Source organism: Williamsia sp. Y844 (assembly GCF_056786475.1).
The window spans coordinates 202,793-215,557 of the sequence record NZ_JBXCJB010000002.1 but is presented as its reverse complement, the minus strand read 5'-3'; the positions used below and the strand labels follow the sequence as shown (position 1 = coordinate 215,557).

Annotated in this window: 11 protein-coding genes; 7 read left to right on the top strand and 4 right to left on the bottom strand. The window is 64.7% G+C overall.

Features of this window, described 5'->3' with window-relative positions; translation table 11 throughout:
- Position 1: 1 nt before the first annotated feature.
- Positions 2-1,798 carry a hypothetical protein gene (locus AC1TQG_RS13400; protein WP_482137609.1) on the bottom strand — a complete coding sequence of 599 codons (1,797 nt, stop codon included), beginning with the start codon at positions 1,796-1,798 and terminating at the stop codon, positions 2-4.
- 151 nt (positions 1,799-1,949) lie between these two features.
- Between AC1TQG_RS13400 and AC1TQG_RS13395 the strand changes: the two genes are divergently transcribed.
- Together AC1TQG_RS13395 and AC1TQG_RS13390 are read left to right on the top strand one after the other, a co-directional pair.
- The gene (locus tag AC1TQG_RS13395) at positions 1,950-2,255 is read left to right on the top strand and encodes a chorismate mutase (RefSeq protein WP_482137608.1); all 306 of its coding nucleotides are present in this window, start codon (positions 1,950-1,952) and stop codon (positions 2,253-2,255) included.
- 139 nt (positions 2,256-2,394) lie between these two features.
- The gene (locus AC1TQG_RS13390) at positions 2,395-3,786 is read left to right on the top strand and encodes a sulfatase family protein (protein ID WP_482137606.1); all 1,392 of its coding nucleotides are present in this window, start codon (positions 2,395-2,397) and stop codon (positions 3,784-3,786) included.
- A 25-nt stretch (positions 3,787-3,811) separates the two neighbouring features.
- Here the strand turns inward: AC1TQG_RS13390 and AC1TQG_RS13385 are convergent, their stop codons facing one another.
- Positions 3,812-5,308: an MFS transporter gene (locus AC1TQG_RS13385; RefSeq protein ID WP_482137605.1), complete on the bottom strand. Its 1,497-nt coding sequence runs from the start codon at positions 5,306-5,308 to the stop codon at positions 3,812-3,814.
- Positions 5,309-5,407: 99 nt separating this feature from the next.
- Here AC1TQG_RS13385 and AC1TQG_RS13380 point away from each other — a divergent pair, with 99 nt between their 5' ends.
- Both AC1TQG_RS13380 and AC1TQG_RS13375 read left to right on the top strand, forming a co-directional pair.
- On the top strand, positions 5,408-6,085 hold the full coding sequence (locus tag AC1TQG_RS13380) for a TetR/AcrR family transcriptional regulator (RefSeq protein WP_482137603.1): 678 nt from the start codon (positions 5,408-5,410) through the stop codon (positions 6,083-6,085).
- 160 nt (positions 6,086-6,245) lie between these two features.
- Complete coding sequence (locus AC1TQG_RS13375; protein ID WP_482137601.1) at positions 6,246-6,977, top strand: hypothetical protein; 732 nt, start codon at positions 6,246-6,248, stop codon at positions 6,975-6,977.
- On the opposite strand, the gene AC1TQG_RS13370 is transcribed toward AC1TQG_RS13375, so the two are convergent.
- Complete coding sequence (locus AC1TQG_RS13370; RefSeq protein WP_482137599.1) at positions 6,959-7,933, bottom strand: formylglycine-generating enzyme family protein; 975 nt, start codon at positions 7,931-7,933, stop codon at positions 6,959-6,961. The genes AC1TQG_RS13375 and AC1TQG_RS13370 overlap by 19 nt on opposite strands.
- A 133-nt stretch (positions 7,934-8,066) precedes the next feature.
- Between AC1TQG_RS13370 and pgi the strand changes: the two genes are divergently transcribed.
- The 3 genes from pgi to AC1TQG_RS13355 all read left to right on the top strand — a co-directional run bounded on the left by pgi (position 8,067) and on the right by AC1TQG_RS13355 (position 12,219).
- Positions 8,067-9,782, top strand: a complete 1,716-nt coding sequence (gene pgi, locus AC1TQG_RS13365; RefSeq protein WP_482138728.1) for a glucose-6-phosphate isomerase — start codon at positions 8,067-8,069, stop codon at positions 9,780-9,782.
- Positions 9,779-11,173, top strand: coding sequence for a hypothetical protein (locus AC1TQG_RS13360; protein ID WP_482137597.1), 1,395 nt, complete (start codon positions 9,779-9,781; stop codon positions 11,171-11,173). The genes pgi and AC1TQG_RS13360 overlap by 4 nt, the downstream gene beginning before the upstream one ends.
- 62 nt (positions 11,174-11,235) lie before the next feature.
- Positions 11,236-12,219, top strand: coding sequence for a mechanosensitive ion channel family protein (locus tag AC1TQG_RS13355; protein WP_482137596.1), 984 nt, complete (start codon positions 11,236-11,238; stop codon positions 12,217-12,219).
- Positions 12,220-12,222: 3 nt separating this feature from the next.
- Here AC1TQG_RS13355 and AC1TQG_RS13350 read toward each other — a convergent pair whose 3' ends face one another.
- On the bottom strand, positions 12,223-12,756 hold the full coding sequence (locus AC1TQG_RS13350) for a hypothetical protein (protein WP_482137595.1): 534 nt from the start codon (positions 12,754-12,756) through the stop codon (positions 12,223-12,225).
- Positions 12,757-12,765: the final 9 nt, after the last annotated feature.

Genomic DNA, 12,765 nt, shown 5'->3' with positions numbered 1-12,765 from the left:
GTCAGGGCACCCGCACGAGTTCACCGACACGTCCCTGCGCGATGTGCAGTCCCAGCCCCGGCGTCAGGGGCCGCACCCGGAGCTGGTCTCCACCTCCGTGTAGCTGGAGGTAGACCGTGTTCAGTCCCGCTTTGACCGGTGCGGTCACCGGATCTCCATCGGCGAGGCCCACTTCGATCTCCCCGTCGGAGGTCGCGCAGTACGGCAGCGCAACCTTCCACGACCAGACCAGGAGCGGTCCGTCGAGTTGCAGGTCGGTGGGACCGTTCACCTCCGGATCGGCACAATCCCCGAGACCGGCTCGGATGCCGCGAATGGGAGTGATGTCGGCGGGCGCCAATCGCCCGGAGTCGTCGAGCACTTGCAATTTGTCCGTCGGCGCATCGAATTCCGGACGGTCCGACAGGCTGCCGAAGACCTTGCTGACCATGTTGTACGGCTTGACCAGCGGCAGCAGGACCAGGATCGGAACCTGATGGTCGAACATCGGGGTATCCCGCGTCTGCGCCAGCGACGTACGCGCATTGGCGAGGTAGTCGCCGGTCGGATCGGTATCCCATTCCTTCGAGAACTGCTGTGTGGCGAGCACCGAACTGACGATGAACGCGCCGGTCGCCACCACTGCGGTCGGGCGCAACCACCGCCGATGGCTGAGCTCGACGTCACGTCTGCGGACCGGTGCCACCAGCGTCAACGCCATTGCAATGGTGATGAACAGTGCACTGTCGGGCAGGTAACGCAGCGTCTGGGCCAGCTCGACGGTGGTGTGGTCACCGGTCCGGTTCCAGATGATGGGTATCTGCAGCACGACCACGTAGCCGACCACGGCGGCGAGTATCCATCCGACATGGCGGCGGGTGTACAGGGCGTAACCGGCAGCCCCCAACACCAGCAGCCAGCCGACGACGGTCAGCGGCCAACCGACCGTGCCGAACGGCGGACTCGGCAGCCAGCGTTCCCAGTCCCATGGCCCGCCGAGCAGTCCGGGGATGAGCCCTCCATTGACCGATCGCCAGGCGATCCGCAACGTCTGGTCGAGAGAGTGACCCTCGGCGTCCACCGGCACCACGATCAGATACAACGCCAGCCACCCAGCGGTGATCGCGCACAGCCCAATCCACAATTCCCGTGCCGATGTCCAGGCCGTACGCACCGCCTGCCGCACGGTGGCACCGCGGCCGGACATCAGGCACCACAGCACCGCCACAACCATGGCCGCCGGCACGATGAGGAGGGACTTCTCGAAGAACGCCAGCCCGATCACAAACGCCACCAGCGCCCGGCCGATCACCATCCGCCGATTCGCGACCCCACCGCGACACAGGTGCACCACCTCGGTCACGACAACTGCCATCGCGATCTGCATCGGCAGCGCATTCAAGCCCGCCGACCACCACGTATATGCCGGCACGGTCAGCGGTGTGAAGAGGTAGAACGCCAGCGGAACCAGCAACGCCGGACGCGTCCGTCCCACGATCGCGTTCAACATCCTGAGCACTGCCAGCGAGGCCGCCAACTGCAGAACCACGAGCGTGACCGCCGGGACCACCCAGTTCAACGGCGCGAGGTCGGTACTCAGACCTGCGACCAGAAATGCTCCCGGCATCAGATGTCCATCGTGGCCGTACATGAGGTAATCCCACGAGAATGTCGAGAGCTCGGAGGCCCGGCCGATGAGGATCAGGTCGTCCCAGTAGAAGTCGCCGCCGGTAACCAGCGCGATCCGCACCACGAGTTGAACGAGGATCAGCGCCGACGCGATCCACAGCACCATCGCACCCCGAGATGTCGCGCTCACCGCAGAGCCCGGCTGTGACGGTACGGGGCGGGGGCGTGGCAGAGACGAAGCCGAAGGCGGAGCTCGACCAGTCCATCTCAGGGCCGCTGTGGACAGATGCACAACGACCACTCTTACCAGCGTCACCACCCTGCGTGGCACACTTGGGCCCGTGACTGCTGACCAGCCGATCGACCTGTCCGGCCTAGATCTTGGGTCTGACGTGGTAGATCTCCCCGAGGACATTGATGACCTGCGCCGCGAAATCGATCGCGTCGACGCGATAATCCTCGCCGCGATCAAACGCCGGACCGCGGTGTCCAAGCGCATCGGACAGAGCCGGATGGCATCCGGTGGCACCCGCCTCGTGCACAGCCGTGAGATGAAGGTGCTCGACCGGTTCAGCGAACTCGGCCAAGAAGGCCACACCCTGGCCATGCTGCTGCTGCGTCTGGGCCGCGGACCCCTCGGTCGCTAGTTCGGGCTTCGCCGCACATTCGGCCCACGCCGAGCGTAAGTGTGGTCTCGGACGGTGCGTTGCCTGCAGGATTGGTCGACTCGAGGGACATGGATCTGCTCGCCGTGAGGAGATCCGAAGCCCGATACAGGAGTGGTGAATGGCCGAGAATGTTCTGCTGATCCATTGGCATGATCTGGGTCGGCACCTGGCCTGTTACGGGGCGGACGGCGTCGACAGTCCGACGATGGACACGCTGGCCGCGGACGGGATCCGTTTCAGCAACGCCCACGCCACCGCACCGCTGTGCTCGCCTGCCCGCGGTTCGCTGTTCACCGGGCGGTATCCCCATTCGAACGGTTTGACCGGTCTGGCACACCACGGTTTCGAATACCACGACGACGTCCGGACACTCCCCCAGGTCCTGGGCGAGAACGGCTGGTACAGCGCGCTTTTCGGGATGCAACACGAGTCGAGCGATCCGGGGCGTCTGGGCTTCGACGAATTCGACATCTCCGATTCGGAATGCGACCACGTCGTGGAACAGTCACAGGAGTGGTTACGCACCTTCGGCGCCGACGCGCAGCGCAGGCAGCAGCCGTTCTTGTTGACGGCCGGGTTCTTCGAGACCCATCGACCCTATCCGGCCGAAGACTATGTGCACGCCGACCCGAAAAGTGTTGTTGTCCCGGCATTTCTGCCCGACGCCCGTCCCGTCCGTGAGGATCTCGCCGGGCTGCTCGGTTCGATCACCAAGGCCGACGCCGCGGTCGGGCGTCTCCTGTCCACGCTCGCCGAACTCGACCTCGACCGCACCACCTGGGTCGTGTTCATCACCGACCACGGACTGGCCTTTCCGCGCGCCAAATCGACGCTGTATTCCGAGGGCACCGGGGTCGCGCTGATCGTGCGGCCACCCACCGACCGCAACATCACACCGTTTGTCTATGACGACCTCTTCAGCGGTGTCGACCTCACCCCGACCGTGCTGGATCTGCTGGGTGTCGAAATCCCTGAAGCGGTGGAAGGCTTTTCACACGCCGAGACGATCACCGGCACCGCCTGCGCCACGGTGCGCGACGAGGTCTTCACGGAGAAGAGCTACCACGACAACTTCGATCCGATCCGGGCGATCCGCACCGATCGGTACAGCTACATCGAGAACTACGCCGATCGTCCGGCTCTGAGTCTGCCGCTGGACATCCGCGACAGCCCGTCGGCCAGGGCTTTGGACGGTTCCCAGGATCTGCCGCGGGCGCCGCATGAGTTGTACGACCTGTTGACCGATCCACTCGAGTTGAACAATCTGGTCGACGACCCCCGTCTCGCGGACGTGGTGACCGACCTTCAGGCGCGACTGCACCGGTGGCGCGCCGACACCGGCGACGTGTTGCCCTCGGAAGCCGACGGCAACAAGATCGCCCTCGATTTCATGGCCCGCTACCGTCGCCAGCTCGACAAGATCGACGGGGAAAACGCGGAGCGGTCACTTCCGTCTCGGCGCCCCCGGGCCAGCCAGCGCGAACTCCGTGGCGAGCCGACCCACCGCTGACCGGCGCGGCGCGCCAGAGGCCACCTCAGTCCGAGACCACCAGCTCGCCCCTTGGCAGTAGCAGGCCCACGGCGATGGCCGTGATGAGCACCGCAACCGAGCCTGCGATCAGCGCGATCTGCAGACCGCTGACGAATGCGGTATCCGCCTGCGCGGCGACCTGACCACCGGCATGGGCCGCTCCGGCGAAGGACTCCTTTGCCTTGTCCACCACGCCGGACGGCAGTCCGGGCAGCTCGAGATGATTGCGGTAGCCCTGCGTCAGCAGGCTGCCGAGTACGGCGATACCGAGTGCTCCACCGACTTCGCGGGACAGATCGTTCATCGCCGACGCCACACCCTGCTGCGCCGCGGGAAGCGCGCCGGTGATCGCACTCGTCGCGGGAGTCATGGCGGTCCCCATCCCGATCCCCAGCGGGATGAGTCCGACGAGCATCAACCAATACGAGGTGCCGACGCCCAGCTGCGACAGGACGAACAGTCCGGCGGAGACCAGGACCAGTCCGGCAACACACACCCGGCGGGTCCCGAACCTCTCGACGAGCTTCGGGGACACCCGGGCCGAAGGCATCATCACCGCCGCCATCGGGAGCATCGAAATCGCGGACATCAACGCCGACCCACCCCGCACGATCTGCAGATACTGCAGCACCACGAAGATGAACCCGAAGAACACGAAGAACTGCATGAAGATCGACAGGCTGCCTGCGCTCAGTCCGCGATGGAGGAAGACCCGGGGATCGAGCATCGGCGCTTTCTGACGCAGTTCGAATCCGATGAACAGGGCCAGGATCACCAGACCACCGACGATGCCGGTCAATGTGCGCGCCGAAAGCCAGCCTGCCTCGGGAGCTTCGATGATCGAGTACACCAGCACCACGAGGCCGGCGATCGACAACAACGCACCACCGATGTCGAGGCGAGGGGCATCAGCGTCGGCCGACTCGGGCACAACGCGCCATGCCGCTATGAGCGCGACGGCTGCCAGTGCCACGTTGAGTCCGAAAACTGAACGCCACGACCAGAATTCGAGCAGCACACCTGAACACAACAGGCCCAGGATGGCGCTGCCTCCGGCCACGCCTGCCCAGATTCCGACAGCCTGCGTTCGCTTGTCGGCGGGGAAGGTTCCGGTGATGGTCGACAGTGTCGCCGGCATGACCAGTGCCGCGCCCAATCCCAGGATTCCGCGGAGCACGATCAGCTCCGATGCCGAGGTGGCGGTCATCGCGACCACCGATCCGATCCCGAAGATCGCCAGTCCGGCGATGAGGGTTTTGCGTCTGCCGTAGCAGTCCCCTATTGCCCCGGCCAGCAGGAGGAACGAGGCGAAGATCAGCGAGTAGGCGTCGATGATCCAGGACAGCTGTGTCTGACCGGCGTGCGTCGCTCGGGCGATGTCCGGGAGGGCGACGTTGAGCGAAGACATGGCGGCAACAACCGCCGCCAGGGCGATACACACCACGATCATGATGGCGCGCGTGTTGATCGGTTTCTGCGTGGTGCGGGGTGTGGTTGTCATGGCTTCGGATCTTTCGGAGGATGTCCGGTCAGAACGTTTTTTTGAGTCACGTTCAAATGATTTGGAATGTTACTCCAAAGAATGACATATACTGTCTACGTGGGCAAGAGCGAAACAGAATCAAAAAGCCGGAGGACCAGCAGGCAGCGAGAGGCCGGCGCCGCCACCCGAGCCGAGACCCGCCGACGCGTGCTGACCGCGGCTATCGAGGTATTCACCGAAAGTGGTTATGCCGCTGCGACTGTGGCGAAAATTGCCGAACGCGCTGACGTATCGGTTCAGAGTCTCTACTCGTCATGGGGCAGCAAACGCGGTCTGTTGCGCGGAATGATGGAGTCACAGGTGATCGGCCACCATCCCGGCTCGGTCAACCCCGACGACATGCCGCTGGCCATCCTGGGGACCTTCGATCCGATCGCGGCTGCGCCCCGCGAACTGATCGCGCACATGACCCACCAGTTCCGGTTGCTCGCCGAACGTGCCGCCGTCGGCTTCAAAACCTATGCGCAGGCAGCTGCGGTCGATCCCGAGGCCGCCGACGACTGGCAATCGCTGATGGAGATCCGTCGCATGAGCATCCGCAATCTCCTCGCCAATCTCGACCCGGCTGCGCTGCGGCCCGGGCTGACACCTGCGGCCGCCGCCGACACGGCCTGGGTCATCGCGAGCCCTCAGACACATCAGCAACTGGTCGACACGGCCGGATTCACCTACGACGAGTTCGAGAACTGGATCCGGGTGACCCTCACCCGGGCCCTGTTGCCCGACGAGTCCTGACCGGACTGCCAAGAAAGCGACTTTCGTCGACGAGGGCCAGTACGACCACTGGCGTCGTGCCGGATTTTCGTCAGGCTGCTCATCGTCTCCTCACAGACGCCTGCCAGGTTGGGAGACGACAGTGGAGTTCAGACGAACTCCGAGACGGGCGAGGTGCACCATGCCGGACAACGCCACCATCAGCGGGCTCGGGACCGACATCGTCGTGTCGGTGGCCGACCCAGGGCTGCTCGACCTCGCCGTCGAACACACCGCCGCGGTCGCCGCCCGCCTCGATGCCACCGTCAACCGCGACTGTGGATCAGCCGAAATCGAAGCGGTGGATCTGGCGAACGGCCAACCCGTACTGGTCTCGTCTCTGCTCGATCAGTTGATCATCGAGGCGCTCTATTTCGCCGATCTCACCGAAGACGCATCCGGTGTTGTCCGCTGCCCGGACACCGATCCGCCGATTCCCGCGTGGCATCGGGTTCAGCTCGGCCGTGGAACGGTGATCGTTCCGGCAGGCGGTCGACTCGAATTGATGACAACGGCTCGCGCATTCCTCGCCGATCGGGCCGGCCGGCTGCTCACCGACACCTTCGGCGGCCCGGTGACGATCCAGGTCGGCCCGGTGATTGCCTCCGCGGGCGCCGCGCTCGCGCAGGTGAGAGCCGCCGACCTGCTCGCAGCCATCGATCCGCGTCAGGTGACCACGGCATTCGACTGTGTCAGCGTGGCTGCAGACAGCGCTGCACTGGCGTTCACCGCGGCGGTCATGGCTCACCGTCATCCCGACGATGCGACCGGATGGCTCCACGATCACGTCCGGGCGGCCAAACTCGAGAGCCTTCGACACACGGTGACGACTGTGGGCGCGTGGCCGGTCGCCGATCACGCGCTGGTGGCCTGACCGCCTCGATCCGCGGTCAGGGGTCCATCTGCGGACGTGCCCACCGTTCGAAAACCGGCGTTGCCCATCGACGAGACCGGCGTGTTGTGTGAGCGGGCCGAGTTCCGGTAGCGGTTGCAGTAGGAGTCGTGGCACAGGTAGGAACCGCCCCGCAGCACTCGCGACCGGCCCCGCTGTGGCCCTGGCGGATCGTGGCGGTCCGCGCTGCGGTAGTACCGGGGGTCGAAGAGGTCCGCGCACCACTCCCAGACGTTGCCCGCCATCTGCCACAGCCCGAACCCGTTGGGCACGTAGCTGCGTACCGGCGCCGTCCCGAGGTATCCGTCTTCCACGGTGTTGTGGGCGGGAAAATCGCCTTGCCAGATATTGCACAACCAACTGCCGTCTGCCGCCATCAAGTCATCACCCCAGGGATATCGGGCTCCGGCCAGGCCACCACGGGCCGCGTACTCCCACTGCGCCTCGGTGGGCAGCCGACGACCCGACCACTGGCAATATGCCTGCGCATCAAGCCAACTGATGTGGACCGCGGGATGGTCGTCCACACCGTCCACATTCGATGGCCGCCCGAACGGTTGTCGCCAGCTCGCACCCGCCACGGCGAGCCACCATGGCGCGCCTGGATATTGCTCGATCACGTCGCTTCCTTCGGCGATCAGCAGGTGGAACACCGCGGAGAAACCCTGCTGTTCGGCGACTGTCAGATAGCCGGTCTCGGCCGCGAATTCCGCAAAGTCCGCAGTGGTGACCGGATGTGCGTCCATGGCGAACGCACTGACCGACACCTCGTGTAACGGCAGCTCGCCGTCGGCGGCAAACCCATCACCGGTGTGGTCGCCCATCACGAAACTGCCTGCTGCGATCGCCACCTGCGGGACACGATGAATACCCGTGGTCGCGATCGTCGGTGTCGCATTGTCGTCACCCGATTCGGAGGCAGGTGTGCAGCACGTCATGGAACTCGATGCTAGGCCGCTTGATCAAGTCGGCGTGCTCGCTGCCACCCGAGATGGACGGTCTGACTAGGCTGATGGTCGAGGTACGGCAGTGAAGAAGCACATTCGCACCACCGATGAAGGGGCTGTCACGATGACCAGCGTTCCGACTGAGCCAAGCCGAAAGTTCGATTTGACCGGGTCACAGCCCTGGCAAGAACTGTCTGCGCATCAGCCACATGTGTACGCGATGCATCTGCGGGAGATCTTCGCCGTCGACCCCACGCGCGGAACCGATCTCACCGTCGACGTCGGAGATCTCCACATCGACTACTCCAAGCATCGGGTGCTGCGCGAAACCCTGGACCTGTTGCTGGATCTGGCCCGCCAGACCGGGGTCACCGAGAAGCGCGACGCGATGTTCTGGGGCGAACACATCAACACCTCGGAGGACCGCCCGGTCTTGCACACCGCACTGCGACTCCCCCGCGACGCGACCCTGAAGGTCGACGGTCAAGACGTGGTGGCCGACGTCCACGCGGTCTTGGACGCGATGGGCGTTTTCACCGACAAGCTGCGGTCCGGTGAATGGAAGGGCCACACCGGAAAGTCGATCAAAACCGTGGTGAACATCGGTATCGGCGGCTCCGACCTCGGTCCGGTGATGGTCTACAAAGCACTGCGCCACTACGTCGACACCGACATCCGCTGCAAGTTCGTCTCCAACGTCGACCCCGCCGACCTGGTGGCCGCACTCGATGGGCTCGACGCCGAGACAACGCTGTTCATCATCGCGTCCAAGACGTTCAGCACCCTCGAGACGCTCACCAACGCCTCCGCGGCGCGGGCCTGGCTCCTCGAGAAGTTGGGTGCCGGACCCGACGCCGTCGCCAAACACTTTGTCGCGGTGAGTACCAACGCCGAGAAGGTCTCCGAGTTCGGGATCGACACCGCCAACATGTTCGGCTTCTGGGACTGGGTGGGCGGCCGCTACTCGGTGGATTCGGCCATCGGTCTGTCGGTGATGGCGGCGGTCGGCAAAGAATCCTTCGCCGAGTTCCTCCATGGATTCAACATCGTCGATCACCACTTCCTCACCGCGCCACTGCATCAGAATGCTCCGGTGCTCCTGGGCCTGATCGGGTTGTGGTACTCCAACTTCTGGGACACCGCATCGCGCGCTGTGCTGCCATACTCGAACGACCTGGCGCGGTTCCCCGCCTATCTGCAGCAGTTGACGATGGAGTCGAACGGCAAGTCGGTCGACATCGAGGGCCACCACGTCTCCACCGAAACCGGTGAGATCTTCTGGGGCGAGCCAGGAACCAACGGGCAGCACGCCTTCTATCAGATGCTGCACCAGGGCACCCGGATGATCCCGGCCGACTTCATCGGTTTTGCCGAGCCCACAGATGATCTACCCGCGAGCTACGAAACCGAGGGCGGAGCCGGCTCATCGACCCGCGGTACCGGCAGTATGCATGACTTGTTGATGAGCAACTTCTTTGCGCAGACCAAGGTGCTGGCGTTCGGCAAGACCGCGGACGAGGTGGCGGTAGAGGGCGTCGACCCACATGTGGTCGCGCACAAGGTGATGCCGGGCAACCGTCCGTCGACGTCGATCCTGGCACCCAAGCTCACCCCGTCAGTTGTCGGGCAATTGATCGCACTGTACGAACACCAGGTCTTTGTCGAGGGCGCGATCTGGGGCATCAACAGCTTCGACCAATGGGGCGTCGAACTGGGTAAGACCCAGGCCTCCGAGTTACTGAAGGTGATAACCGAAGCCGATTCGCCACAGGCTCAGGATGATTCGTCCACCGACTCGCTGCTGCGCTGGTATCGGACTCATCGCGGCCGACAGGCATGAAGCGCAGGGGAAGGCCCGTCGGTACCGCCCGTACACAACGGGCGGGCGCCAGGAGCGAGCGACTCGGTGTACAGAGCGAGCGACTCGGCGTCTCAGATGACATCTTCTGGCGAACCCATCAGGGCATGGGCCTTCCCCTCTACATGCAAGGGCTCTGGCGATTCGACACAGTTGTGACCGCCGCCGATCTCGAACCGTCCCATCGCGCCTTGGCGATGGGACCGCTTACCCGCAGGGTGGTCCGCCCTCGGATCTGGCCTGCCCGCAACGTCTTTGCGTCCGATGCACACGTGGCACCGATCTACGACGAGCCACGGTCACTGGCTCCGGGAACCATCACCGCCTGGGCTGACGAACGCAGCAACACCCACCTCGACATCGGCGCGGGTCCGGTGTGGGAGTTGTCGGTGGCCCGGCTCGATGCGGGCGGCAGCGTGGTCTCGCTGGTCTGCTCGCATGTTGTTGCCGACGCCCGGGCACTGTTGACGGCCGCCGGGATGGCTGCAGATGAAAAGGCCACGGCAGGAGAGCTTCCCGAGTTGGCCCACTCCCCCTCACCCACGCTCGCCGATGACCTCCGGGACGCGGCGTCGCAGCTTCGAATTGTTGTCGGCGGGGTCGCGCGGAGTCTATGGAAAGGTTGCCGCGATCGCGCACATCGCGCCGAACTGTTCGCTGCGGCCCAACGCTCTCCGGCTGGACCTCCCAAAGCCTCCGGATCGCCGCAGTGGCGGGAACCGACCGCCATCTTCTCGGTGGACGCCGAGGCCTGGACTGCTGCTGCCGCAGCGCATGGCGGCACATCGAACACTCTCTTCACGTCTTTGATCGGTGAACTCGTACTGCAGATCCGGGGTTCCGGGCCCATCGAACTCTCACTTCCGGTTGCCCAGGGCGGCACCGAGGCAAACTCTTTGACCACCGCCGCGATCGGAATCACCTCGATCGACGAATGTCAGGATCTGCCGTTGCTGCGTCGGCGCGCACGAACCGGCTATGCCGCGGCGGGCGATGGCTCCGGGCTGGGACCGCCTGCAGGCATGCCTGCCGAACTCTTGCAGGTCATCGGACACCGCGCCGCGCACGCCCTCGTCCCCGACCCGGGTTCGCGAGATGGCCTGGCTTCCAACCTCGGTGAACTCGACGGCATCTTGTCGATGCTCGCCGGTCATCGTGGTCGGGTGATCGCTGCCCGCTCCGTGCATCCGAGGCTCTCTGCCCAGGCCACACAGATGACGCGAACCTCCGTTGCCGGTTGGGCTGCGTCGTCCGGCGGGGTGATGACCATCGCGTTGGCAACCCCGGACCCCGCAGTTGCAACCAGTGAAGATCTACATGAACTGATCAACAAAGCTCTCGGACACTGGGAACTGTCCGCCACCCATTGGTAGCCGACCACGGCTTTTGCGTCGCAGCGGTGGACAGATGACACAAAGTACGTACGGTCGAGAGAATGACTGCCCAACCCCTGAGCACTCTGGCGAGCTCCACCACTGCGTTCGAATGGACTGAGACGAACCGTCTTTGGCTCATCGAGAACCCGATCCGGATAGCGATCTATATCGCTGTCGGACTGGTGGCCCGGTACGTGGTGCACCGGGTGATCAATCGGGCCACGCGCCGTCCACCGGCGGATTCGGGCAATGCTCGCGCACAGCCGGCACTGTTGCGACACCTACGGGAACGGACACCCAGGTCGCTGCGCGACCCCACGGTGGCCCAGCGCCGTCAGCAGCGCGCCGAGACCATCGGGTCGGTCCTGAAGTCGACGGCCTCGATCCTGATCCTGGTCTGGGTGGTGCTGACCTGCCTGAGCGTTCTGCAGGTCAACATCGCGCCGTTCCTGGCCTCTGCCGGTCTGGTCGGCCTCGCCATCGGTTTCGGCGCCCAGAACTTGGTGAAAGACTTCGCCTCTGGCGTGTTCATGCTGCTCGAAGACCAATACGGCGTCGGTGACATCGTCGACCTCGGCGAGGCGATCGGTGAGGTCGAATCGGTCGGTCTGCGGGTCACGACGATTCGTGGCGTCGACGGAACGCTTTGGTACGTCCGCAACGGCGAGATCATCCGCGTGGGCAACATGAGTCAGGACTACGCCGTCGCACGGATCGAGATCCCGGTGGCGCACAACGTCGACCTGGAACGCGCGCAAGAAGTCGCCCTCGAAGCCGCGCGGCAGGTGGTGGCCGACGCCGCTGTCGCCGACGATGTCCTCGGACCTCCCGAAATGCTGGGCGTTCAAGATATCTCGGCCGACATGGTCACCCTGCGCATCCTGCTCAAGACCCGGCCGAATGCCCAGTGGGCGCTGCAGCGACGAATCCGCAAGGAGATCCTGGCAGCCTACGAGGCCAACAACATTCGGCTGCCCTACCCCAGTGGCAGGGACTTCGGTCCCTCCGCGATGGCGAGCGGCGGGCAGCAGTCCGGTGAATAGCCCTCAGTTCCAGCGGGCCTCGTCGTACAGCTCGTCCGGGATCGGATCGCCGGGTTCGACGCCGAGCACTTCGAGACGGCCCATGATCACGGCGGCCAGCGCCACATGGGTCACGATGTCGCGAGGTTCACTGACCCGCACATCCGGCGCACCCCCGATGAACTCGAGTTCGAGCGTGGGCGCGCAGGTTCCCATCGGAAGCTCCTTGTGCCCGGTCTCGGCGAGCCAGGCCTCGAATCCCGCGCCGTCAACGGCTTCGACGATGTCACCGTTGTCGACGGCCGCCATCACCTCCGACAACGTCGCCAGTTCTCCGCTCTCGCCGGTCGACGGATCAAAGCCGAACACCTGCTGCGGATCAACGCCGGGTTCGTCGTCGAGGGTGAAGTACAGAACGCCGCGCCAATCACCGGCGTAGCAGGTGATGTCCTCACGCCCGAAGATGTCGGACAGCAGGTCACTCATCCGGACCTGCATGTCATATCCGTACAGCTGGAACGCACCGCGTCCGTGGACCTCACCATCATCTTTTGCCATGCGTGCCAG

What these genes read in the sequence shown, in the direction of transcription:
- AC1TQG_RS13390 (WP_482137606.1), top strand. Translation starts at nt 2,395, where the DNA reads ATGGCCGAGAATGTTCTGCTGATCCATTGGCATGATCTGGGTCGGCAC.
- AC1TQG_RS13385 (WP_482137605.1), bottom strand. Translation starts at nt 5,308, where the DNA reads ATGACAACCACACCCCGCACCACGCAGAAACCGATCAACACGCGCGCC.
- AC1TQG_RS13375 (WP_482137601.1), top strand. Translation starts at nt 6,246, where the DNA reads ATGCCGGACAACGCCACCATCAGCGGGCTCGGGACCGACATCGTCGTG.
- AC1TQG_RS13370 (WP_482137599.1), bottom strand. Translation starts at nt 7,933, where the DNA reads ATGACGTGCTGCACACCTGCCTCCGAATCGGGTGACGACAATGCGACA.
- pgi (WP_482138728.1), top strand. Translation starts at nt 8,067, where the DNA reads ATGACCAGCGTTCCGACTGAGCCAAGCCGAAAGTTCGATTTGACCGGG.
- AC1TQG_RS13360 (WP_482137597.1), top strand. Translation starts at nt 9,779, where the DNA reads ATGAAGCGCAGGGGAAGGCCCGTCGGTACCGCCCGTACACAACGGGCG.
- AC1TQG_RS13355 (WP_482137596.1), top strand. Translation starts at nt 11,236, where the DNA reads ATGACTGCCCAACCCCTGAGCACTCTGGCGAGCTCCACCACTGCGTTC.
- AC1TQG_RS13350 (WP_482137595.1), bottom strand. Translation starts at nt 12,756, where the DNA reads ATGGCAAAAGATGATGGTGAGGTCCACGGACGCGGTGCGTTCCAGCTG.